Annotated in this window: 18 protein-coding genes; 8 read left to right on the top strand and 10 right to left on the bottom strand. The window is 66.2% G+C overall.

What is annotated here, in order from left to right; genetic code table 11:
- The 7 genes from odhB to L284_RS30805 form a co-directional block, all read left to right on the top strand.
- Positions 1-973, top strand: a 973-nt coding sequence (gene odhB / locus L284_RS30790) for a 2-oxoglutarate dehydrogenase complex dihydrolipoyllysine-residue succinyltransferase (protein WP_021233169.1), incomplete at its 5' end; no start/stop codon positions are given.
- Between the two features lie 117 nt (positions 974-1,090).
- Complete coding sequence (gene lpdA / locus L284_RS30795) at positions 1,091-2,488, top strand: dihydrolipoyl dehydrogenase (protein ID WP_021233170.1); 1,398 nt, start codon at positions 1,091-1,093, stop codon at positions 2,486-2,488.
- 207 nt (positions 2,489-2,695) lie between these two features.
- On the top strand, positions 2,696-3,103 hold the full coding sequence (gene uraH / locus L284_RS0123850; RefSeq protein WP_052018343.1) for a hydroxyisourate hydrolase: 408 nt from the start codon (positions 2,696-2,698) through the stop codon (positions 3,101-3,103).
- 136 nt (positions 3,104-3,239) lie between these two features.
- Complete coding sequence (locus L284_RS46820) at positions 3,240-3,668, top strand: hypothetical protein (RefSeq protein ID WP_152524616.1); 429 nt, start codon at positions 3,240-3,242, stop codon at positions 3,666-3,668.
- A gap of 21 nt (positions 3,669-3,689) precedes the next feature.
- Entirely contained in the window at positions 3,690-4,463 is a 774-nt protein-coding gene (locus L284_RS0123860; protein ID WP_021233173.1) for a TorF family putative porin, read from the top strand.
- Positions 4,464-4,548: 85 nt separating this feature from the next.
- Entirely contained in the window at positions 4,549-6,090 is a 1,542-nt protein-coding gene (locus tag L284_RS30800; protein WP_021233174.1) for a DUF4403 family protein, read from the top strand.
- A gap of 105 nt (positions 6,091-6,195) precedes the next feature.
- The gene (locus tag L284_RS30805) at positions 6,196-7,170 is read left to right on the top strand and encodes a quinone oxidoreductase family protein (protein ID WP_152524617.1); all 975 of its coding nucleotides are present in this window, start codon (positions 6,196-6,198) and stop codon (positions 7,168-7,170) included.
- A 6-nt stretch (positions 7,171-7,176) separates the two neighbouring features.
- On the opposite strand, the gene L284_RS30810 is transcribed toward L284_RS30805, so the two are convergent.
- From L284_RS30810 to L284_RS30820, 3 genes are all read right to left on the bottom strand, one after another.
- On the bottom strand, positions 7,177-8,829 hold the full coding sequence (locus L284_RS30810; RefSeq protein ID WP_021233176.1) for a dipeptidyl-peptidase 3 family protein: 1,653 nt from the start codon (positions 8,827-8,829) through the stop codon (positions 7,177-7,179).
- Between the two features lie 260 nt (positions 8,830-9,089).
- Positions 9,090-10,751, bottom strand: coding sequence for a DNA repair protein RecN (gene recN, locus L284_RS30815; RefSeq protein WP_021233177.1), 1,662 nt, complete (start codon positions 10,749-10,751; stop codon positions 9,090-9,092).
- A gap of 82 nt (positions 10,752-10,833) precedes the next feature.
- On the bottom strand, positions 10,834-11,631 hold the full coding sequence (locus L284_RS30820; RefSeq protein ID WP_021233178.1) for an outer membrane protein assembly factor BamD: 798 nt from the start codon (positions 11,629-11,631) through the stop codon (positions 10,834-10,836).
- A gap of 179 nt (positions 11,632-11,810) precedes the next feature.
- On the opposite strand from L284_RS30820, the gene L284_RS30825 reads away from it, so the two are divergent.
- On the top strand, positions 11,811-13,592 hold the full coding sequence (locus L284_RS30825; RefSeq protein WP_021233179.1) for a cation:proton antiporter domain-containing protein: 1,782 nt from the start codon (positions 11,811-11,813) through the stop codon (positions 13,590-13,592).
- A 47-nt stretch (positions 13,593-13,639) separates the two neighbouring features.
- Here L284_RS30825 and L284_RS30830 read toward each other — a convergent pair whose 3' ends face one another.
- The 7 genes from L284_RS30830 to dapA all read right to left on the bottom strand — a co-directional run bounded on the left by L284_RS30830 (position 13,640) and on the right by dapA (position 23,118).
- Complete coding sequence (locus L284_RS30830) at positions 13,640-14,185, bottom strand: hypothetical protein (RefSeq protein WP_021233180.1); 546 nt, start codon at positions 14,183-14,185, stop codon at positions 13,640-13,642.
- A 268-nt stretch (positions 14,186-14,453) separates the two neighbouring features.
- Positions 14,454-17,114, bottom strand: a complete 2,661-nt coding sequence (gene alaS / locus L284_RS30835) for an alanine--tRNA ligase (protein WP_021233181.1) — start codon at positions 17,112-17,114, stop codon at positions 14,454-14,456.
- Positions 17,115-17,361: 247 nt separating this feature from the next.
- On the bottom strand, positions 17,362-18,438 hold the full coding sequence (gene recA, locus L284_RS30840; RefSeq protein ID WP_021233182.1) for a recombinase RecA: 1,077 nt from the start codon (positions 18,436-18,438) through the stop codon (positions 17,362-17,364).
- A gap of 96 nt (positions 18,439-18,534) precedes the next feature.
- A complete protein-coding gene (locus L284_RS30845) occupies positions 18,535-21,012 on the bottom strand; it encodes an ATP-binding protein (RefSeq protein WP_021233183.1) in 2,478 nt (825 codons plus the stop codon).
- Complete coding sequence (locus L284_RS30850; protein WP_021233184.1) at positions 21,009-21,617, bottom strand: DUF2062 domain-containing protein; 609 nt, start codon at positions 21,615-21,617, stop codon at positions 21,009-21,011. The genes L284_RS30845 and L284_RS30850 overlap by 4 nt, the downstream gene beginning before the upstream one ends.
- The gene (smpB, locus tag L284_RS30855) at positions 21,614-22,096 is read right to left on the bottom strand and encodes an SsrA-binding protein SmpB (RefSeq protein ID WP_021233185.1); all 483 of its coding nucleotides are present in this window, start codon (positions 22,094-22,096) and stop codon (positions 21,614-21,616) included. The genes L284_RS30850 and smpB overlap by 4 nt, the downstream gene beginning before the upstream one ends.
- 140 nt (positions 22,097-22,236) lie before the next feature.
- On the bottom strand, positions 22,237-23,118 hold the full coding sequence (gene dapA, locus L284_RS30860; protein WP_021233186.1) for a 4-hydroxy-tetrahydrodipicolinate synthase: 882 nt from the start codon (positions 23,116-23,118) through the stop codon (positions 22,237-22,239).
- Positions 23,119-23,179: the final 61 nt, after the last annotated feature.

Here is a 23,179-nt window from a genome sequence, read left to right on the forward strand (position 1 = left end):
GGCCGCTGCCGCTCCGGCCGCTGCTGCCCCGGCTCCGGCACCCGCCGCTGCCGCCGTCGCCCCCGCTGCCGCCCCCTCGGACGAAGGTTCGGCCGGTTCCTCGGTCCTCTCGCCGGCCGTGCGCCGCGCGATCCTGGAACACGGCATCGACCCGGCCACCATCAAGGGCACCGGCAAGGACGGCCGCATCACCAAGGACGACGTCCTTGAAGCGGCCAAGAACAAGCCCGCCTCGGCGCCGGTCTCGGCTTCGGCTGCCGCCGCTCCGGCCGCGCGCAGCGAGGAACGCGTCAAGATGACGCGCCTGCGCCAGACGATCGCCAAGCGCCTGAAGTCCGCGCAGGACAACGCCGCGCTGCTCACCACCTTCAACGACGTCGACATGTCGGCCGTCATCGAGGCGCGCGAGAAGTACAAGGACGTGTTCCAGAAGAAGCACGGCATCAAGCTGGGCTTCATGTCGTTCTTCGCCAAGGCTTCGGTCCTGGCGCTCAAGGACATCCCGGCCGTCAACGCGCAGATCGACGGTGACGAGATCGTCTACCACGACTACGTCGACATCTCGGTCGCCGTCTCGGCCCCGAACGGCCTCGTCGTTCCGGTCGTCAAGGACTGCGACAAGCTGGGCTTCGCGGGCATCGAGAAGGCCATTGCCGAATTCGGCAAGAAGGCCAAGGAAGGCACGCTGACCATGGCCGACATGACCGGCGGCACCTTCACCATCTCGAACGGCGGCGTGTTCGGCGGCCTGATGTCGACGCCGATCATCAACCCGCCACAGTCGGCCGTGCTCGGCCTGCACCGCATCGAGGACCGCGCCGTGGTCCGCAATGGCGAGATCGTGATCCGCCCGATGATGTACATCGCGCTGTCCTACGACCACCGCATCATCGACGGCCGCGAGGCGGTCACCGCGCTCAAGACCATCAAGGAAGCGATCGAGGATCCCACCCGTCTCCTCATCGACCTCTGAGTGAACAAGCCCCGCCCGCCCCGATCCGGTCGGGCGGGGTTTTCACTTGAGCCGAAACGACTATTTTCCGCTCGTGCCCTGATAGTTGCGAAGCACGAGCGTACGGAGGCCTGAACAATGGCTGATTACGATTACGACGTCCTTGTCATCGGTGCCGGCCCTGGCGGCTACGTCGCGGCGATCCGCGCCGCGCAGCTCGGTCTGAAGACCGCCTGCGCCGAAGGCCGCGAGACGCTGGGCGGCACCTGCCTCAACGTCGGCTGCATCCCCTCGAAGGCCCTGCTCCACGCTTCGGAATATTTCGAAGCGGCCAAGGGCGGCGCAATGGCGGCGATGGGCATCAAGGTGACCCCTGAACTCGACCTCCCCACCATGCAGGGCCAGCGCAAGGACGCCGTGAAGGGCCTGACCGGCGGCATCGAATTCCTGTTCAAGAAGAACAAGATCGACTGGCTGAAGGGCTACGCCCAGTTCAAGGACGCGCACAGCGTCGAGGTCGCGGGCAAGACCGTCACCGCCAAGAACATCGTGATCGCCACCGGCTCCTCGGTGACCCCGCTTCCCGGCGTCGAGATCGACAATGCCGGCGGCGTCGTCGTGGACTCGACCGGCGCTCTGGAACTGGCTTCAGTTCCCAAGAAGATGGTCGTCATCGGCGGCGGCGTGATCGGTCTGGAACTCGGTTCGGTCTGGCGCCGTCTCGGTGCGGAAGTCACCGTCGTCGAGTACCTCGACCAGCTCCTGCCCGGCATGGACGGCGAAGTGCGCCGTGAAGCGGGCAAGATCTTCAAGAAGCAGGGCATGGTCCTGAAGCTCGGCACCAAGGTCACCGGCGTGACCGTGGAAGGCAAGACCGCCAAGGTCACCGTCGAGCCCGCCAAGGGCGGCGATGCCGAAGTCATCGAAGCCGACGTCGTGCTGGTTTCCATCGGCCGCCGTCCCAACACTGAAGGCCTCGGCCTCGACAAGATCGGGCTGGAGCTGAACCAGCGCGCCCAGATCGAGACCGACCACGACTTCGCCACCAAGGTGGACGGCGTCTGGGCCATCGGCGACGTGATCCCCGGCCCGATGCTCGCCCACAAGGCCGAGGACGAAGGCATCGCCGTGGCCGAGAACATCGCAGGGCTCACCGGCATCGTGAACCATGACGTGATCCCGGGCGTGGTCTACACGCAGCCGGAATTTGCAGGCGTCGGCCTCACCGAGGAAGCCGCCAAGGAACGCGGCGCCATCAAGGTCGGCAAGTTCCCGATGCTGGCGAACTCGCGCGCCAAGACCAACCACGAGCCCGACGGCTTCGTGAAGGTGATCGCCGATGCCGAGACCGACCGCGTCCTCGGCGTGTGGTGCATCGCCTCGGTGGCGGGCACGATGATCGGTCAGGCCGCGCAGGCCATGGAATTCGGCGCGACCTCGGAAGACATCGCCTACACCTGCCACGCGCACCCGACCCATTCGGAAGCGATCAAGGAAGCGGCCATGGCCGTGCTGGGCAAGCCCATCCACATCTGACCGGCGCCTTCCTTCGCGCCAGGAAAAAGGCCGGCGGTGCGGATGCATCGCCGGCCTTTTTGTATTCCTGAACGAGCTTGTAACCCGCCCGCAGGAACCGGGGCTTTGTCACGGATCCATGGTGCAACAATCGCAACCTTTCGCCGGTTGCTGATTGATCTGCATTACTATGTAACGAACGCCAACCATCCAGCACCGGAATCCGTCATGAACCGCATCGCTCTCGCTCTTGCCCCGCTTGCCGGCCTCGCTCTCGCGTCGGCCCCGACTTTCGCCACGGCCGCGGAGATTTCGACCCATGTCCTCGATCTCGCCAAGGGAGTCGGCGGCCGCGATGTTCCCGTGGTGCTGTTGAGGAAGGCGACCGACGGCACCTGGAGCGAGGTCGCGCGCGCGCGAACGGATGAAAACGGCCGCGTTCGCGCGTTCGGCGCCAACAATTTCGAACCCGGCACTTACAAACTGCAGTTCGACATGACGGGCTACCCCGCCCCGCAGGCCTCGCCCTTCTTCCCGGAGATCGACCTGGTTTTCGCCGTGTCCGACAAGGCCGCGCACTATCACGTCCCGGTAGTCGTCAGCCCCTATGGCTATTCCACCTATCGCGGCAACTGAGGGTCGTTTCGCGCGAACCGTAAAGCATAGTCAAGCATGGGAAACGGGTCAGCAACGATCGATCACTATCTCCTCGATGCACAATACGTGAGCACGTAGTGCCTACGTTTTAGGCACCATAGAGAGGATGATGACAGTGAGCCTGCTAGCCCTGGTCGCCGCGGCTGCCGCCGCTACCGCCCCCGCACATAGCCTCGAGATCGAGCATCGCGGCGCGAATTACGCCGTGGACTATGTTACGCATGTCGAGACGCGGTCCAAGGCCATCGGCATCTCGCCGTCCACGCGCCCCAGTTCGCGCCGCTGCCTGGTGACGGCCGAAATCGCCGTGGAACGCCGCATCCAGCCTGCGAGCGGCGGCCAGGCCATTGCCTCGCGCCTGCCCGGCACGCGCAGCTTCACCCAGAATCACCCGGGCGACTGCCGCCGCGACGGCAAGGAAGCCGCCAAACTGGTCGCCAGCAAGTCGAAAGCCATCGGCGCCCATGTCCGGGAACGCGCATCGGCCGATCATCAGGACACTTTGGCCGCGATCGACGCCGCGCGTAATTTCGCAGTGAACTGAAAACAGGCTACACGCCTCCGCATGAACCGTACTCTGATTCCGGCGGCCCTTCCGGCCGTCTTCGCCGCCCTGTTCACCCCTGCTGCCAGCCAGGCCCAGACCGCCTCGCCCAGCGTCTCGATCGAAGCGACCACCGATCTGCGCGAGCGTGGCCTGAGCTGGAGCGGCGGCAAGGCCGCCATGTCGGCCGAGGCCACGCTGCCGGTTTCGCCCGCCGTCACGGTGGACCTTGGCGCGGCCACCCTGCGCGACAGCGCCAGGCACGGCGGCGCCGATATCGGCCTTACGCTTTCGCCCGAGATCGCGCTGTTCTCCACCGGAGGATGGACCCTTTCCGCGGGTGCCAAGGGTCACGTCTTCGTCGGCGCGTCGGGCCTCAGCTATGCCGAAGCGACCTCCACGCTCGCTTATGCCATCGGCCCCGCGCAGCTTGCTTTCGGCGCCAGCTTCGCACCGTCGCAGAAGGCGATCGGCGGCAGCGATCTCTATCTCGAAGGCAATGCCGCAATCGGCGTTCCGGGCACGGCGCTCACCCTCTACGGCGGCGGCGGCTACAGCACCGGGTCGACCCGCGACACCGCCCTGGCTGCAGAGCGGGTCCGGCGCCTGCGTCCCGACGGCAGTTATTGGGACTACTACGTAGGCGCGGAACACCAGATGGACCGTCTGGCGCTCGGTCTGCGCTACACCGGCACTTCGATCGACCAGGACCGGGTCGCTGCGATAAGCGACCGCCGCTATCTCGACCGCCACACCGGCTCCCGTATCTCGGCCTACTTGCGCTTCACGCCCTGAGCTTGCGCGCGCGGGCCGCGTTGGAACCCTGTCCTGCCTCGGGTATTGTTCCTGATCTTGGGGACATATCCGGGGCTTGTGCAGGATGCGAACGGGGCGGGCTGGTGCAGCAGGCAGAGCGAAACATCGGCAAGGCCGAACCCTGATCTCGCTGGGGCTGCTGGTCCTGGGCCTTTCGATCGCCGGCTGCAAGCGGCAGACGGCGGAGGGCCCACCCCCCAGAGCGAACGACCCCATCGCCATCGCGCCGCAAGCCTCGCTCATCACCGTTCCGATCCATGCGGACGTAAGCGGCCTCGCCGCCGCGCTGGAGAAGGAGATCCCGCGCCGGCTCTGGGGAATCGACCGTCCCGAAACGCCCTGCGTGCCTTCGAAACGGGTCGACCTTGCCGTCGTCAAGATCAGGACGCCCACGATCAAGTGTCGCATCGTCGGTGAAGTGACGCGCGGCCCGCTGCGCCTGGTAGGCGGTGGCAGCAGCGGCCGTGAAGGGCGCGATCTCGTCCTCACCATGCCGCTCCATGCCGTGGTCCGCGCCGAGGATATCGGCGGGGTGCTGAAGCGGGAGACGGCCACCGCCGATGCCAATGCCCGTGCGACCATCCGCCTGACCATAGCCTCGGACTGGACGCCGCGCGCCGCCGTGGACATCCGTTACGACTGGACCAACGAGCCGCACATCGATTTCCTCGGCCAGCGCATCGCCTTCACCGAGCAGGCGGACAGCAAGCTCAAACCCGTCATCGCGCGCCTCGAGCGCACGCTGCCGGCCCAGTTGGCACGCCTGAAACTGCGCCCCCAGATCGAGCGCGCCTGGGCCTCTGCCTTCACAGCGCTGCCGCTCAACAAGAAGAACCCGCCCGTGTGGATGCGGGTCACGCCGCAGGAGCTGCAATACGGAGGCTATGCGCTCAAGGGCAACCGCCTGGAGCTTCGGCTCGGCTTGAAGGCGCTGACCGAGACCTTTATCGGAGACCGTCCGGCGGATCCCCGGCCCAGTCCGCTGCCGCCGCTGCGACCGCTGGCGGAAGGGGCCGGAAAACTCGCCTTCTTCATACCCGTCATCGCCGATTATCGTCAGCTCGAGCCGGTGCTGATGCGCGCCTTGCGCAAGCGGGCGGCCCGGCCTTTCGAGGTGCCGCATTTCGGCCCGGTCCGCGCGGATTTCCACAAGGCCACCCTCTACGGCACGACCGGCGGCCGCCTCGCCGTGGGCGTTACCTTCACGGCGCAGGACACGGCGAAGCGGGTCAAACCGGCGCGCGGCACCGTGTGGATGACCGCCACCCCGGTCAATGCCGAGAACTCGCGCAAAGTGGATTTCGCCGACTTCCACGTCAGCGGCACCACAGACGCAGTGGGCGGCGACCTGCTGCTGCAACTGGCCAATGCGCCCGGTCTGTCGAGCACTCTGGCTGCCGCGCTCGGGCAAAATTTCGAGAAGGACTATCAGGAACTGCTCGGCAAGATCGCCGTCGCCATCGACGAAAAGCGCGAAGGCGCCTTCGTGATCCGCGCGCAAGTCCGCGAGGCGCATACCGGCCGGATCAGGGCCAGCGGTCAGGGGCTTTACATCCCGGTCTCCGCCAAGGGCACCGCCTCGATCACGTTGCAGCCCGAGCCCTGAAGCCGTCTCGAAACTGGACGCAGGTTTTACGTCACTCTTGACGTGCAAACGATTTATACAGAGCTGTCCAACTTTTCGGCCCATGATGACGACGACGAGGACCGCGTGAACGCAGTATTTTGCTCCGGGGCCAAGAGCGGCCCGCTGCTGACCTTCGGAGAAACCCCCGAGCCTCGGCTTGGCCCGGACATGGTGCTCATCCGTGTCGAACTGGTCTCCATCGAAGCTATCGATCTGATCAAGCTGGCGCTCTATCGCAGCGGCCTGGCCGAAGCGCCTTGCTCGGGCGCAGTCGGCTGCCAGGCCAGTGGTACGGTGGAAGCCGTGGGCGCCCACGTCACCCGTTTCCGCCTGGGAGACCGCGTCGTCGGTTATCACGGCTGCGGCAGCCATGCGGAACTCTTCGCGGCGCCGGAAGCCTCCACCTGGCACTTGCCGGAAGGGCTCGATCCCAGCATCGCCGCGGCGGCGCCCTTCACCCTCGCCGCCACCAGCGACACCCTCCACACGCGCGGGAAGCTGCAGGCGGGCGAGACGATCCTGATCAACCATGTGACCAGCAGCCTCGGCATCATGACCGTGCAACTGGCGCTGGAAGCCGGTGCGAACGTCATCGGCATCGCCCGTCATCCGGCTTGCGACGAACGTCTGCGCGGCATCGGCCTTGCCCATATCCTGAACGAAGGGCGTGACGATATCCTCGCCCGCTGCCTCGAACTCACCGCCGGGCGCGGCGTGGACTTCGTCTTCGACGTGAGCGCCGGGGAGCGGGCGGCCGATCTCATCCGCCTGGTGGTTCCGGGCGGCCGGTACGCAGCCCTGTCGGCCGCCGGCTGCCTGGGTGCGGCGGATTATGGTCGCGACGGCACCGCGCCCGCCCCGCAGCGCCTGACGATCATGCCTGCCACGCCGATGCAGGATCCGGTCCTTCACGGCCGGGTCGCCAAGATGCTGGAACGCGTCGCGAAAGGCGAACTGCTGCTCCCGATCGAGTACGAGTTTGCCCTTTGCGAGGCCGCCGAGGCCTATGACTTCATCCTCGGCGGCAGCCCTTTCGGCCATGTGGTCATGCGGCCCTGAGCGGGATCAGATCGCTTCGGGATAGACCGGCCGGATATCCACCGGCAGGTCGGCCATGCTGGCGATCACGCTTTCGGCTTCGCTGTCGAGCTTCGCCCAGCGCGCCATGAAGGCCTTGGTGCCCGCGTAGTCGCCCTTGGCCTGGAGCATCAGCATGTCGTGCAGAAGATCGCGCAGCCCCGCTTCCATCTTCGCATCGTCATAAGTGTAGCGCCTGGTCGCCGCGTCGTAGGTGAAGGCGCCCTTCGCGCGCAGATAGCCATATTGCAGCGCCGCGCCCTTGCCGTGGGCCTCCACCGCGCCGAAGCGCACCGCGCGGAAAATGCCGGCGACGTAAGTAGCGAACAGCTGCGGGCGCTCGGCAGCCGGGATCTCGCCCTTCTGCATCATCAGCAGGATGTCCCAGACGCCCGCGACATCGGCCTTGGCTTCCTCGATCGCGGAGTTCTGCTCCTTCAGGGCCTTGTCCACCGTGGTGGTCTGGCCATTCACGACGATCGTGCCCGGCCCCAGGCTGTGCGACAGCTCGTGGAACAGCGTCTCAAGCTGCATGTACTTGCGATCGACCTGCGCCGCCTGCGAAGGCACCAGCACCAGCGCGCCCATCGGCTTGAGAATGCGCTCGAACTTGGCGCCCAGCACGTTGGAAAGGATCACCTTCTTCGCGCCCTTGGCCTCGCGCACCCGCTCGTCGTTGGGCAGGTTGAAGGCCACCGTCTGCGGGCCCGGCACATTGTCGCCGCCGCCGCGAATCTGCTCGGCCACGGCGATCGGGCTTTCGAAACCGCGCTGGAAGTTCTTGTATTCCTCCGCGATCGGCAGGTTCGCTTCCATGTCGCGCAAGTGGTTCTTGTACTTGGCAAGCGCCGCCGATTCGACCGGATCCTTCAGCGTCACGAAGCTCTCGAACGAGGTCTTCGCGCCCATCAGTCGGTCGGTGTAGACCTCGTAAGGCCCGATCGCGACTTCGATCGGCGTGTCCTTCAGGTCCATCCACGCCAGCTCGCTCTCGTAGTAGTCATCCGTGCGGAAGGCCTTGGCGCGCAGGCCGAGGAACCGCTTCAGGCTGGCATTGCTGGTCCGCGCCGCCGCTTGGTCCAGCAGCTTCGCCGCCGGCTCCAGCCATTCCCTGTAAGCGACCGAATAGGGCACCGCGACGAGCTTGCCACCGTCCCGGCGAACCACCGTATAGGGACTGGTCAGCGCCGCCTTCTCACCCGGATGCGCCGCAAGATAGGCCTCGAAGTCGGCGCGTGTCAGGTCCTCGGGATAGAACCCCGCGCCTTCCGGCATCGGCGTGGTGCCCCAGAACGGATGGAGGTCGGCCAGTTCGTCCCAGGGGCCGAAATTGCGGTCGAACATCTCGACCAGCAGGTCGCGATCGGCGCGGCGGTTCATCGAGACTGCGCGGCGCACCTGCGGGTTCTCGGCATAACGCTGGCGCAGATAGACCTCGCTCATGAGGTCCGAAGCCTTGATGAGCAAGTTCACCACGTCCCGCTCCTCGGCCGAGAGGAACTTGGTGTCCACCTCCATCGGGATCGTCGCCAGCTTCGCCTTCTGCGCGGCGAGGTCGTAGGCCGGTTCAGCCGCAAGCACCGGAGCCGAAACGAGGCTGGTCGCGGCCAGAAGCGCGGAGGCGAGGAGGAATTTGGGCATGGGTATGGTCCGTCTGGGAATTGTTGGGGCGGACACTAGGCTTACTGGGTGGCAGTGCAAAGGGAGGAAAAGGAAAAGCAGGGGAGCATAGCCCCCCTGCACCCCAACACCGTCTAGGTCATGCCAAGCCTGTCCGTTGCGCGCCCATGGCTGCGTCGGGAGACTTATTGGCTGCGCCGCAGGGAGCGCACGACCGATAGGTAGCGCGCGGCGCTGACATTCCGAGGGTCCGGGGGATCATCCCCCGGGTCTTCCCCCTTCTAAACTTCCAGCAACCGATCCGCCTGCGCCCGCGCCTCGGCGGTCACTTCCGCGCCGGAGAGCATGCGCGCGATCTCTTCCTTGCGCTCGCCCTCATCGAGCAGCGCCACCGAAGTACGCGTAACGGTGCCTTCGCTGGACTTGGCGATCATGTAGTGCCGCCGCCCGCGCGCCGCGACCTGCGGGCTGTGGGTGACGGCGAGCAGTTGCCCATCGGAAGCGAGCCGCGCCAGACGCTCGCCGATGGCGCTGGCCACCGCGCCGCCGACGCCGCGGTCGATCTCGTCGAAGATCACCGTCGCCGCGCCGCCCTCTTCCGCCAACGCTACCTTGAGCGCGAGGATGAAGCGCGAAAGCTCGCCGCCCGAGGCAATCTTGGCCAGCGGGGCGAAATCGGCGCCGGGGTTGGTGCTGATGAGGAATTCGACCATGTCCATGCCCTGCGCATTCCAGCGCTCCTCGGGCAGGCGGATCACCGAAGTCTGGAACCGCGCGGCATCGAGCTTGAGCGGCGCCAGTTCGGCGGCCACCGCCTTGTCGAGCCGCTTGGCGGCGGAACGGCGCAGGTCATGCAGCGCCTCGGCCTGCTCGCGGTAGACCAGCGCGGCCTTCTGCGCTGCCCGTTCCAGCCCGGCCACATGTTCCTCGCCGCCCTCGATGGCGTCGAGCGCGCTGCGCATCTCGCGCATCTTTTCCGGCAGGTCGTCCACCTGGCAGCCCTGCTTGCGGGCAGCGGCGCGCAGGTCGAACAGGCGGGTTTCGATGCGGTCGAGTTCGTCGGGATCGAAAGCCAGCGCCTCGGCCGCGCGGTCGAGCCGGTCTTCCGCCTCGCTCGCCTCGATCACGGCACGGTCGAGCGCTTCCAGCGCCTCGGCCAGCAGCGGATGTTCCCCGGCGATCCGGTCGAGCCGGCGCGAAGCGCCGCGCAAGGTGGCCAGCGCCGAATCGGACCCGGTCCAGAGATGCTGGAGCGCCACGAGATCGTCGGACAGCTTCTCGCCCTTCTGCATTCCGGCGCGGGCCTGGGCGAGTTCCTCTTCCTCGCCTTCCAGCGGCGCCAGGGCATCGAGTTCGGCCAGATGGGCCAGCAGCAGGTCCTGGTCCTCGGCCGCCTTGGCTACTTGCGCGCGCGCCGTATCGAGCGCGTTTTGCGCGGTGCGCCAGGTCTTCCAGGCCGCCTCCACGCCGGCGACGTCGCCCCCGGCGAAACGGTCGAGCAACGCGCGGTGGCCCTTGGAGTTCACGAGGCCGCGATCGTCGTGCTGGCCGTGGATCTCGACGAGCGCAGGCGCGATCTCGCGCAGCAGGGCGACGCCGACGGGCTGGTCGTTGAGGAAGGCGCGGCTGCCGCCATCGGCCTTGAGCTGGCGCTTGAGGATCAGCGGCTCGCCCGGCTCTATCTCGATATCGGCTTCGTCGAGCACGGCACGGAGGGCGGCGGGAAGCTGCGGAAACTCGAAACTGGCGGTCACCGTCGCGCGGGTTTCCCCGGCGCGAACGAGGCCGCTGTCGGCGCGATTGCCGATGACGAGACCCAACGCGTCGAGCAGGATCGACTTGCCCGCGCCGGTTTCACCGGTGAGCACACCCAGACCGCGCCCGAAATCCAGGTCGAGCGCTTCGATCAGTACGATATTGCGGATGGAGAGGCGGTTCAGCATGTTCGCGATCCGTTCTAGCGAAAACCGTCCCGCCCGTCACCCATCTTCGCGCATGGCCCGGCCCTGCGCACGAGTGCGCCCGTCAGGCCGTCAGGTTTTCGGGCGCGTGCCTGTTCATCAGCTTGTAGGCGCGTTCGTACCACTTGCTGGTGGGATAGTTGTGCTCGAGCACGGCGGCCGCCTTCTGCGCTTCTTCCGGGACGCCGAGCGCCAGGTAGCCTTCCACCAGACGGAACAGCGCCTCGGGCGCGTGGCTGGTGGTCTGGAAATTGTCGACCACGTTGCGGAAGCGCAGCGTTGCCGCAAGCCACTTGCCGCTGGCTTCGTAACCGCGGCCGATGGTCATTTCCTTGCCGGCGAGGTGATCGTTCACAAGGTCGATCTTGAGCTTGGCGTCGGAGGCGTAGGACGTGCCGGGATAGCGGCGCATCACGTCAGTCAGCGCCTGCTTGGCCTGCTCGGTGGTCTTCTGGTCGCGGGTCACGTCGCTGATCTGCTCGTAATAGCAGACGGCGATCAGGTAATAGGCGTAAGGCGCGTCCTTGTTGCCCGGATGGATCGACAGGAAACGCTGCGCCGACTGGATCGACTTGGTGTAATCGCGCGCGGCGTAGTAGCTGAACGCGCTCATCAGCTGGGCGCGGCGGGCCCAGGGCGAATAGGGATGCTGGCGCTCGACCTCGTCGAACAGGGCGGCGGCCTGGCGGGTGCGGCCCTGGTTCAGGCGCTCCTGCGCGGCGGCGTAGAGCGTATCGACGTCCCGCGCGACATAGGCGGTATCCTTGTTTCCGCCTCCGCGCCCGGCACAGCCGGCAGTCATTACGAGCGCCCCGGTAGCGGCGGCGGCGAGGGCGATCTTGAAGCGCGAGCGTTCGAACATGGGGCCGGTCTATAACCAGCGCTTCGCTGAACGCCAAGTGAAGTTGCGACGGGATACACATTAGGTCCACGATGCCCGGCACCTGCCCGGCACCGGCCCGGCCTAAGCGCAGAAATACCCGTGAACAGGGCAGGTTCGCCATTGTCTGACGCGCCGCGCCTGCCATAGTCGAAACCATAATGGCCGGCAGCAACGCACTCTCCTCCCCCGTCATGTCCGACGCGCTCGTCATCCTCGGCGCCGCGGGCATCGTGATTCCCGTTTTCAACCGCTTCCGCATCACGCCGGTGATCGGCTTCATTCTCGTGGGCCTGCTGGTCGGCCCTTTCGGGCTCGGCAGGCTGGTCTTCGATCATCCCTGGCTGTCCTGGGTCACCATCACCGATCCTGACGGACTGGAGATCTTCGCCGAATTCGGCATCATCCTCCTGCTGTTCTCGATCGGGCTGGAGCTGTCGTTCGGGCGATTATGGGCGATGCGCAAGTTCGTCTTCGGGCTGGGATCGCTGGAGCTGATCCTGACCGGCAGCGCCCTCACCTTCTTCTTCGCGGCGATCGGCCAGGGTTTTTCCGGCGCCATGGCGCTGGGCCTCGCGCTTGCGCTCTCCTCGACGGCGCTGGTCCTGAAGATGACCGATACGACCACGCCCGTCGGCCGCGCGGCGCTGGCCATGCTGCTGTTCGAGGATATCGCCCTGGTGCCGATCATCTTCCTGCTCGGCGCGTTGGCTCCTCACGCAAAGGGCGCGGGAGTGGACGAACTGATCCATACGCTGGTCTGGGGCACGCTGGTGGTCACCGCCCTGCTCGTGCTCGGCCGCTACCTGCTGCCGCCGCTCTTCGCCCAGGCCGCGCGCACCAAGAGCCCCGAACTGTTCCTGGCGGCCAGCCTGCTGGTGGTGATCCTGGCCTCGCTGGCGACCGGCGCCACCGGCCTCTCTCCGATCGTCGGCGCGCTCGTGGCGGGCCTGCTGATCGCCGAGACCGAGTATCACACCGAAGTCGAGCAGATCATCGAGCCGTTCAAGGGCCTGGCGCTCGGGGTGTTCCTCATCACCATCGGCATGAGCATCGACCTGCGGATCGTATGGGAGAATCTCGCCTCGATCCTGATCGCCACGGTCGGCGTGATCCTGCTCAAGTCCACCGTCACCGGGCTGCTCCTGCGCATGATGGGCGCGCGCCGCGGCACCGCGACCGAGACCGGCATCCTCATGTCGAGCCCTTCGGAAACGACCCTGATCGTGCTGAGCGCCGCCGGCGCGGCCCAACTGATCCAGCCCGGCACCGCGATGTTCTGGCAGATCGTCACTGCACTCGGGCTGACGGTCACGCCCTTGCTCTCGATGATCGGCAAGATGCTGGCCCGGCAGGTGGACAGCGTGGAGGCGCCGCACCAGCCTGCCGAAGCTCCCGACAAGCCGCGCGTTCTGATCGTCGGCTTCGGCCGCGTCGGCAGGCTCGTGGCCGACATGCTCGCGCGCCACGGACGGCCCTACATCGCAGTGGACAGCAACACCGACCTCGTCACCGACGGCCGCCGCCACGGCTACACGGTCGCTTTCGGAGATGCCGGGCGGGGAGACGCCATGCTGCGTTTCGGCGCTGCAAGCGCGGCAGCGGTGATCCTGACCATGGACGAGCCGGTGACGGCCCAGCGCATCGTCCGCAAGCTGCGCGCCGACTTCCCCGACCTGCCGATCATCGCCCGCGCCCGCGACGCCGAGCACGCCGCCGTCCTCTACCGCGCCGGGGCCACCCACGCGGTGCCCGAAACGCTGGAAAGCTCGCTGCAGCTTTCCGAAGCCGCGCTGACCGAAATCGGCGTCGCCATGGGCCCGGTGATCGCCTCGATCCACGAAAAGCGCGACGAATTCCGCGAGCAGATCATGCAGGAAGGCGGCCTTTCGCAAAAGCCCGCCCTTAAGCTCGGCCAACTGCGCGAGGCGGAGAAGGCCTAGGCGGCGCGGACGAATTCAGAGTGTCGGCTGGCGTCCCATAGCGGTCATCAGCGGCGGGGGCGGATCAAAGCGGCGATAGCGTCTCCGCCTTCGTTCACGTAGAACGAATACTGTTCGCCCTTTTCCGCCACAACGTCGATCTTCTCTGAAATATAGCTAAGAGGCGGCGGCACCGACCCACTTTTGTCGCTTCTCGTGCGGTCGAAAGGGCAGGTGCGAGAAACTGCTTCTGAAAGGCGCTTCCCGCTGCTGTCGTCGAGAACCCACGCGGCGCGCGTCATAGGGGTAAACTCTGCCCCCACTATCATGCTTCGTTGACGGCCAACCGCTGTTCCACGCCATTGTCCATCGGCCGCACAGGCTACGACTATGCTGTACTCCTCCTCCGCCAAATGCCCGCCTTTCCCATGAAGCATCACCATCGGCCTTTCGTCGGGCAACGGTTCGTCCAATGCCTGTCGCAGCTTCTTGTGCTCATCAAAATCGGAGGTTGTCGCCTGAAGGTTATCCGACGCCACCGGCACGCACAGCGGTTGGTTATTCGACGGACTTAAAGAGCCAGCGGCAGCGGCGAGGAGCAGCAGTGCTATCATGAGAGTACGATGCGTCTTTTAGTCATACACATCAACACTTCGGACAAGCGCCGCCTATAAGCTCCACTATGGCCATAACCGCATATGCCGTGAGCGTGCATGTCCATTTAGGAAGGTTAGGGCCACAACCGGAAGTTCCGCTGTCCACCCATCACAGATTCCCGGATGGGCGGAATTTGTCCACGCGCCCTTGCCTTCGGAGCAGCGAGGCGACCGGGCACGAGGCCCGATCCCCAACGTCCCGGGCTTGATCCGGGACGACGGGCAATCAACCTGCCAGCACTGCCCTCACCGCGGCGATGGCGTCAGCCGCCTTGTCGCCGTTGGGGCCGCCGCCCTGGGCCATGTCGGCGCGGCCACCGCCGCCCTTGCCGCCCAGCGTCTCGACGCCCTTGCGGACGAGATCGACGGCGCTGATCTTGCCGATGAGGTCTTCGGTCACGGCGGCCGCGATCGAAGCCTTGCCCTCGTTCACCGCGACGATCGCCGCGACGCCCGAGCCCATGCGCTGCTTGGCCTGGTCGAGCAGCCCGCGCAGTTCCTTGGGATCGAGGCCTTCGAGCACTTGGCCCGAGAACTTCACGCCGCCGACTTCCTCGTCAGCGCTTTCAGCCTTGGCTCCGCCGCCACCGAGGGCCAGCGCCTTCTTGGCTTCGGCCAATTCGCGTTCGAGCTTGCGGCGCTCATCCAGCAATGCGGCGACGCGGGCCTCGACATCCTCCGGCGTGGTGCGCAGCGCGCTGGCCGCAGCCTTGAGCGCTTCCTCGCGCGCGACGAGCCACTGGCGCGCACCTTCGCCGGTCAGCGCCTCGATGCGGCGGATGCCCGAGGACACCGCACTTTCCGAAACGATGCGGAACACGCCGATGTCGCCGGTGGCGCGCACATGCGTGCCGCCGCAAAGCTCGACCGAATAGTTGCGCTCGCCGCTTTCCGTCTTCGCGCTGCGGCCCATCGAGAGCACGCGCACTTCATCGCCGTACTTCTCGCCGAACAGGGCCATGGCGCCGGCGCCGATGGCGTCTTCGGGCGTCATGAGGCGGGTGAGGACCGGATCGTTGGCGCGGATTTCCGCGTTCACTTCGGCTTCGATGGCCGCGATGTCAGCGGCGTCGAGCGCTTTGGGATGCGAGAAGTCGAAACGCAGGCGCTCGGCGGCGACCAGCGAGCCCTTCTGGGTGACGTGATCGCCCAGGCGGCCCCGGAGCGCAGCGTGAAGCAAGTGCGTGGCCGAGTGGTTGGCCCGCACCGCATCGCGGCGCTCGACATCGACGGTGAGATGGACGGCATCGCCCAGCTTGATCGTGCCGGATTCGACCGTGCCGCTCATCGCATGAAGGCGGCCAAGGGGCTTCGAGGTATCGGTGACGACGATGTTCAGGCCGTTGCCGCCGACGATCGTGCCGCGATCGCCTTCCTGCCCGCCTGATTCGCCGTAGAACGGTGTCTGGTTGGTCAGCACCACCACCTCTTCGCCCGCCGTGGCGGACTGGACTTCCTGGCCGTCCTTCACCAAGGCTACGACCTGGCCCTCGCCGGTGGTGGAGGTATAGCCGGTGAATTCGCTGGCGCCTTCGCGCTCGGCGATGTCGAACCAGACTTCGCTGTCGGCAGCTTGGCCCGAGCCCTTCCACGCGGCGCGGGCGGCAGCCTTCTGCTGCGCCATGGCGGCATCGAAGCCGGCACGGTCCACCGCGATGCCACGCGAACGCAGCGCGTCTTCGGTGAGGTCGTAAGGGAAGCCGTAAGTGTCGTAGAGCTTGAACGCGGTTTCGCCGGGCAGCTCGCCGCCCTCGCCCATGCCGCCCGTCGCTTCATCCAGCAGCTTGAGGCCGTTGGCGAGGGTGCGGCGGAACTGCACTTCCTCGCGCTCCAGGGTTTCCTCGATCAGCGGCTGGGCGCGGCCGAGTTCCGGATAGGCCTGGCCCATCTCGGCCACCAGTGCGGGCACCAGGCGGTGCATCAGCGGATCGCGGGCGCCGAGCAGGTGGGCGTGGCGCATGGCGCGGCGCATGATGCGGCGCAGGACGTAGCCGCGGCCCTCGTTCGACGGCAGCACACCATCGGCCAGCAGGAAGCTGGTGGAGCGCAAGTGATCCGCGATCACCCGGTGGCTGGCGCGCTGCTCACCTTCGGCGGCGACGCCGGTCAGGCTTTCGGACGCGGAGATCAGCGCCTTGAAGGTGTCGATGTCGTAGTTATCGTGCACGCCCTGCATGACCGCAGAGATACGCTCGAGGCCCATGCCGGTGTCGATCGAGGGCTTGGGCAGGTTACCGACGATCTCGCCGGCGGACTGCTCGAACTGCATGAACACGAGGTTCCAGATCTCGATGAAGCGGTCGCCGTCCTCGTCCGGCGATCCCGGAGGGCCGCCCCAGATGTGATCGCCGTGATCGAAGAAGATTTCCGAACACGGGCCGCACGGGCCTTCGTCGCCCATGGCCCAGAAGTTGTCCTTGGTGGGGATGCGGATGATCTTCGATTCCGGCAGGCCGGCGATCTTCTTCCAGAGATCGAAGGCTTCGTCGTCGGTGTGGTAGACGGTGACGAGCAGCTTTTCGACCGGGAGGCCCCATTCCTTCGTCAGCAGGGTCCAGGCGTGCGTGATCGCCTGTTCCTTGAAATAGTCGCCGAAGGAGAAATTCCCCAGCATCTCGAAGAAGGTGTGGTGGCGCGCGGTGTAGCCGACGTTGTCGAGATCGTTGTGCTTGCCGCCGGCGCGGACGCACTTCTGCGAGGATGTAGCGCGCGGCGCAAAAGGGGTTTCCAGACCCGTGAACACGTTCTTGAACGGCACCATGCCGGCATTCACGAACATCAGCGTCGGATCGTTGTAGGGAACGAGCGGCGCGGATTGAACGGCCTCGTGACCATTGCTGGCGAAATAGTCGAGGAAGGACCGGCGGATTTCGTTGGTCGTGTGCATAGATGGCGCCGATAATCCAGCGACGCGGCGGCGGCAAGCGGCTTGCTGCGGTCAGACTGTTCGGTTTTCGCGATAAGCGCAGCCACTTTGGCAGTGTTGCATGGGTGCCACGGGTCTTGGCTGCGCGATCTTGCCTCGACGTCGTTCCGGATCAAGTCCGGGACGACGTATCGGTCGTTCCTTTGCCTCTAACGAAAAACCCCGGCGCAATGGCCGGGGTTCTCTCATCCTGCGGGGACGCGCAGACTTATTCCGCGTCGTCTTCTGCGGAGGGGCCGACCATCATTTCCTCGGCCAGACCGGCGGTCTGGGCGCGGATGGCCTTTTCGAGGCGGTCGGCGATTTCGATGTTTTCCTTCAGGTAGTTCTTCGCATTCTCACGGCCCTGGCCGATGCGGATCGAATCGTAGCTGAACCAGGCGCCGGACTTCTCGACGATGCCGGCCTTGACGCCGAGATCGAGGATCTCGCCGATCTTGGAAATGCCTTCGCCGTACATGATATCGAATTCGACCTGCTTGAACGGCGGTGCAACCTTGTTCTTGACGACCTTAACGCGGGTGGCGTTGCCGACGATATCGTCGCGGTCCTTGATCTGGCCGGTGCGGCGGATGTCGAGGCGGACCGAGGCGTAGAACTTGAGCGCGTTGCCGCCCGTGGTCGTTTCCGGGTTGCCGTACATGACGCCGATCTTCATGCGCAGCTGGTTGATGAAGATCACCATGCAGCGCGAGCGGCTGATCGAGCCGGTGAGCTTGCGCAGCGACTGGCTCATCAGGCGGGCCTGGAGACCGACGTGGCTGTCGCCCATCTCGCCTTCGATTTCGGCGCGGGGGACCAGCGCGGCGACCGAGTCCACCACCAGCACGTCGATCGCGTTCGAACGCACCAGGGTGTCGGTGATTTCCAGCGCCTGTTCGCCGGTATCGGGCTGCGAGACGATCAGTTCATCGATGTTGACGCCCAGCTTCTTTGCATAGACCGGGTCCAGCGCGTGTTCTGCGTCGATGAAGGCCGCGGTGCCGCCCGACTTCTGCGCCTCTGCAATGACGTGGAGCGCGAGCGTGGTCTTGCCCGAGCTTTCCGGCCCGTAGACTTCGATCACGCGGCCGCGCGGAAGACCACCGACGCCCAGCGCGATGTCGAGCCCGAGCGAGCCGGTGGAGATCGCCTCGACCTGCATCGCTTCCTTGGAACCCAGCTTCATCGCGGAGCCCTTGCCGAACGCCTTGTCGATCTGTGCAAGCGCGGCTTCGAGCGCCTTCTGACGGTCCATGTTGTCCTTTTCCTTGCCTTCCTGGATCAGCTTGAGCTGAGCAGCCATATCACTTCCCCTTGCTACCGGCCTGACCGGAAAGGTCAACGTCGTGGGCAGCTATGTATCCAGTTTGTTCTCATGGAACAAGAGGGGAACGATGAATTATTTCCTATTTTTAACCCCGGCTGCGGCACGGGCGAGAACATCCCCGACTTTTTCCGAAAGCTGCTGCACGGAAAACGGTTTGGGCATGAACCAGGCGTTGGCGATGCCGATTTCCTTGCGCAGCTGCTCCTCGGCATAGCCCGACATGAACAGCACCGGCAGGTCCGGCGCGATGCGGCGGATCTCGCGCGCCATGCCGGGGCCGTCGAGCGAGGGCATGACGACGTCCGAAACCACGAGGTCGAACCGCCGCCCCTCTTCCACGAGTTCCAGGCCCTCTTCGCCGTCGCGCGCGCAGGTCACCTGATAGCCCTGCCGAGTCAGCGCGCGCTCGGCAACGACGCGGACCGGATCCTCGTCCTCCACCAGGAGGATCGCGCCGCCGCCCGCCCACTGGCTGGGCTCTGCCTCCGGTTCCTCGACCGCGGCGGGCTCGGGCGCAGAGCCGGGGGCGATATGATGGACCGGCAGATAGACGACGAAGCGCGTTCCTCGCCCCGGATCGCTCTCCGCGAAGATGAAGCCGCCGGATTGCTTGACGATGCCGTAGACGGTCGAAAGGCCGAGCCCGGTACCCTTGCCCTGTTCCTTGGTGGTGAAGAACGGCTCGAAGATCTTGCCGAGATGCTCGGGCGGAATGCCGCCCCCGGTATCCTCGACGATGAGGGCGGTATAGTCGCCCGCCGGAATGATCTCGCTGCGCATCGCCCGCACATCGACATTGTTGATGCGGCGGGTGGCGAGCGTGAGCGTGCCCGCGCCGTCGCCTTTCATCTGCATCGCATCGCGCGCGTTCACGGCGAGGTTGACGATGACCTGCTCAAGCTGGGTCGGATCGGCGCGGACCGGCCCGAGGTCGCGGTCATGGGTGACGACAAGCTGGATCTTCTCGCCGATGAGGCGGCGCAGCATCTGCGAGACGTCCGCCACCACGTCGGGCAGCTGGAGCACTTCGGGACGAAGGGTCTGCTGGCGCGAGAAGGCCAGGAGCTGGCGGGTCAGCGAGGCCGCGCGATTGGAGTTGGCGCGGATCTGCTGGATGTCGTCGTAGTCCGAATCGCCCGGCGTGTGACGCATCAGCATGAGGTCGCAAGTGCCAAGGATCGCGGTGAGCACATTGTTGAAATCGTGGGCCACACCTCCGGCGAGCTGGCCCACGGCCTGCATCTTGGTGGCCTGTGCGACCTGGCGCTTGAGGCGGGTTTCCTCCGAAGTATCGGTGAGGCCGAGCAGCACCGCCGCTTCCCCCAGCCCCCGGACGCCGGCAAGGCTGAGCGAGACCGGATCGTCCGGCTGCGAGGTCAGCCGCACGGCGATGTCGCCCGCGGCGGCAGGGCCCTGGGCGAAACGGCGGATCGCCTCGGACAGGGCGCGCTTGTCGTCGCGGACCACCAGGTCGGTGGGATAGCTTGGCGGGTGCTGCCCTTCCTGGCCCGCCGCGCGCATGAAGGCGGGGTTGGCGAACAGCAGGCGCCCGTCGCGATCGGCCATGGCAAGGCCGAGCGGCAACTGGCTGAGCAGGGCCTCGAGATGCGGCGCGGCCGTGCCGCCGCCCCCGCCCGCCCCGATGCCGTGACCGGCTTCGACCACCAGCATCAACGAAGGCGTAAGATTGGGATCGGGCTCGACCGGCGAATCGGGATCGGCGATCGGAACGTGATAGAGCACGAGCGGCCCGCCGCGTCCGGCATCGCGGGCCCAGCCGATGCGCTCGCCTTCTTCCTGGCTGATCAGCGAGACGAAATCGAGCCCCGACATGTCAGCCAGCGCATCGCCCGTCGCGGACTGCGAGAAGCCGGCGCTGGCGGCGCGGATCATGCCGTCCGGGTCGACCACGGCAGCGGAAATGCCGGCGCGGGCGAGGCCTTTGCCGAGTTTTCCGTCGATCTGGCGGACCATCTCGCCCACGAGATCGACCGAACTGACCGGCTGGATGCGCCAGACGAGAAAGTCGTCGCCCCGGCCCGAGCGCTGGATCTCCACGCGCCAGTCTGCGGCCGTATCGCCTTCGGTGCGCACTTCGGCCCGTGCATGGCCGTCACGCCAGGCAGCGCGGACGGCATCGGTGAGGCGCTCCATCGCGGCATCGTCCACCGGCAGGCGCGGCGGCGGGTTGGCGGTACCGAACCACAGTTCGAAGCTACCGTTGGCGCAGGCGAGCCGTCCGGCGCGGTCGGTAACGGCGATGGCGATGTCGGTGCGGTCGATGGCGGCGACGGTCACCGACCAGTCCGGCTGGGCGAACTCGACCTCGGCCGCTTCGAACCGCCGGTTGGCGACCATCCAGGCAAGACCCGCAAAGACCAGCAGCGTGCCGGTGAGGATGGCGACGAGCAGGCCGTCTCCGCTGACCAGCCAGACCAGGGCGGCGCTCGCGACCAGCGCCAGGCCGACGACAGCGGTGTCCGAAAGACCGCCGATCCGCCCCGCTGCGGTGTTCCGGCTCCGGTCCTGGTCGCGGGCGCCTGCCTTCATGCAATTCCTTCCGTGTCGCCGGTCTTGCGTTCGGCTTCCCCTTCGGGGTGACGGAACAGCGAGCGATGGCGGCGCATGCGATGCTTGCGGCCGATCCAGTAGCGCCAGAACCACATGGTGAGGAAGTAGCTCACGAAGGCGGCGACAACCGACTGGATGAACAGGCCGATGACCACGGCGGGCGCGGTATCCGACAGCAGCCAGCGCTGCCATTCCGCCAGACCCGCCCCCTCGCGGACCATCGCGGCCACCGTGGCGATATCGGCGTGGTAGCCGAAGCTGTTGCCGATCGCGACCGCGACCGGGAGAATGATGAGCAGCGTCGTCACCGGATTCGAAATGAAGGTGACGGCGGCGGCCAGCGGGATGTTCCCGCGAAACGGCACGCACATCAGTGCGGCGCCGACGATCTGGACGCCCGGAATGAGCGCGAAGATGCCGATGAACATGCCGACCGCCACGCCGCGCGGCACCGAGCGGCGGGTGAAGCGGAACAGTTCGGGTCGGCGCGTGAACGGCGCCGTGAAGCGATTCGCCTCAAGCTGCGCGTGGGTGGGCATCTGGCCGTGCAGCCAGGCCCCCAGCCGGTGCAGCAGCGCGCTCACTTATGCTCGCGCAGGATGCGGCCCTGCTCCCGCTTCCAATCGCGTTCCTTGATGGTGTGCCGCTTGTCCGCTGCGTTCTTGCCCTTGGCCAGCGCCAGTTCCACTTTCGCGCGGCCCCGGCCGTTGAAGTAGACCGACAGCGGCACCAAGGTCATGCCCTTGCGCTCCACGGAGCCCTGGAGGCGGGAGATTTCCCGCTCATGCAGCAGCAGCTTGCGCGGCCGCTTGGGCGTGTGATTGTAGCGGTTGCCGTGGCTGAACTCGGGCACGTTGGAGTTCACCAGCCAGCATTCGCCGTTCTTGATCTCGGCGTAGGCCTCCGCGATCGACCCTTCGCCGAACCGCAGCGACTTCACCTCGGTGCCGGTCAGCGCGATGCCGGCCTCGAAGGTTTCCTCGATGTGGTACTCGAAGCGGGCCTTGCGGTTTTCCGCGACGCTTTTGTGCTTGTCGAATGTGGGGTGCTGCGGACGTGCCATGATGACCCGGCATGTAGGGATTCGCGCGCGAAAAGGAAACGCCTCCTTTGCGCGATTTCGTCATGCGGTGGGGATGGGCAGTTGGGGTGAGAGCACCCTCGTCGTCCCGGACTTGATCCGGGACGACGGCCCTGGAATCCTCAGAGCAGTCCGGCGTGGGCCAGGGCCGCATCGACGGCGGTGCGGGCCTTGTCGCTGCACGGAACGAGCGGCAGGCGCAGTTCGTTCTCGATCCAGCCGTGCACCTGGGCCAGCGCATACTTGCACGGCCCGGGCGAGCTGTCCTCGAACATGGCGTAGTGCAGCGGATAGAGCAGGTCGTTGAGGCGGCGCGCTTCTTCCAGGTCGTTGGCCGCGCAGGCCGCCTGGAACTCGGCGCAGAGCTTCGGCGCGACGTTCGCCGTCACCGAGATGCAGCCCACGCCGCCCGCCGCGTTGAACGGCAGCGCCAGTTCGTCGTCGCCGCAGAGCTGCACGAAGTGCTTGCCGATGCCCATGCGGTGGTCGGTCACGCGGCTGAGATCGCCGCTGGCGTCCTTGATGGCGATGAAGCGATCCGGGAAGCGGCGGGCCAGCTCGCAGACGGTTCCCGGCAGCAGGTCGGTGACGGTGCGGCCCGGCACGTTGTAGAGCACGATCGGCAGGTCGTTGTTTTCCGCCAGATAGGTGAAGTGGGCGAGCAACCCTTCCTGGCTGGGGCGGTTGTAGTACGGCGCCACCAGCAGCGCCGCCGAGGCACCGCACTTCTTGGAGAAATTCATGTGCAGCAGCGCGTTCATCGTATCGTTGCTGCCGCAGCCGGCGATCACCGGCACCCGGCCCGCGGCCTGTTCGACGCAGAGTTCGATGACCCGGTGGTGCTCGGCGTTCGAAAGCGTCGAATTCTCGCCGGTCGTGCCGCAGGGAACGAGCGCCGAGGAACCCGATTCGATCTGCCAGTCCACGAGTCGCCGAAAGGCCTGTTCATCGAACGCTCCGTCGCGAAACGGTGTAACAAGCGCAGGAATGGAACCCGAGAACATGGACTTTACCTCACCTGATGTTCATTGATCGGAACCGACGGACCCGATGTTCAGCGCCTGA

The sequence above is a fragment of the Novosphingobium lindaniclasticum LE124 genome (genome assembly GCF_000445125.1).
Lineage (GTDB): Bacteria > Pseudomonadota > Alphaproteobacteria > Sphingomonadales > Sphingomonadaceae > Novosphingobium > Novosphingobium lindaniclasticum.

What these genes read in the sequence shown, in the direction of transcription:
- L284_RS0123860 (WP_021233173.1), top strand. Translation starts at nt 3,690, where the DNA reads ATGAACCGTACTCTGATTCCGGCGGCCCTTCCGGCCGTCTTCGCCGCC.
- L284_RS30830 (WP_021233180.1), bottom strand. Translation starts at nt 14,185, where the DNA reads ATGATAGCACTGCTGCTCCTCGCCGCTGCCGCTGGCTCTTTAAGTCCG.
- L284_RS30810 (WP_021233176.1), bottom strand. Translation starts at nt 8,829, where the DNA reads ATGCCCAAATTCCTCCTCGCCTCCGCGCTTCTGGCCGCGACCAGCCTC.
- L284_RS30820 (WP_021233178.1), bottom strand. Translation starts at nt 11,631, where the DNA reads ATGTTCGAACGCTCGCGCTTCAAGATCGCCCTCGCCGCCGCCGCTACC.
- recN (WP_021233177.1), bottom strand. Translation starts at nt 10,751, where the DNA reads ATGCTGAACCGCCTCTCCATCCGCAATATCGTACTGATCGAAGCGCTC.
- L284_RS30825 (WP_021233179.1), top strand. Translation starts at nt 11,811, where the DNA reads ATGGCCGGCAGCAACGCACTCTCCTCCCCCGTCATGTCCGACGCGCTC.
- L284_RS30845 (WP_021233183.1), bottom strand. Translation starts at nt 21,012, where the DNA reads ATGAAGGCAGGCGCCCGCGACCAGGACCGGAGCCGGAACACCGCAGCG.
- smpB (WP_021233185.1), bottom strand. Translation starts at nt 22,096, where the DNA reads ATGGCACGTCCGCAGCACCCCACATTCGACAAGCACAAAAGCGTCGCG.
- alaS (WP_021233181.1), bottom strand. Translation starts at nt 17,114, where the DNA reads ATGCACACGACCAACGAAATCCGCCGGTCCTTCCTCGACTATTTCGCC.
- dapA (WP_021233186.1), bottom strand. Translation starts at nt 23,118, where the DNA reads ATGTTCTCGGGTTCCATTCCTGCGCTTGTTACACCGTTTCGCGACGGA.
- lpdA (WP_021233170.1), top strand. Translation starts at nt 1,091, where the DNA reads ATGGCTGATTACGATTACGACGTCCTTGTCATCGGTGCCGGCCCTGGC.
- L284_RS30800 (WP_021233174.1), top strand. Translation starts at nt 4,549, where the DNA reads ATGCGAACGGGGCGGGCTGGTGCAGCAGGCAGAGCGAAACATCGGCAA.
- uraH (WP_052018343.1), top strand. Translation starts at nt 2,696, where the DNA reads ATGAACCGCATCGCTCTCGCTCTTGCCCCGCTTGCCGGCCTCGCTCTC.
- recA (WP_021233182.1), bottom strand. Translation starts at nt 18,438, where the DNA reads ATGGCTGCTCAGCTCAAGCTGATCCAGGAAGGCAAGGAAAAGGACAAC.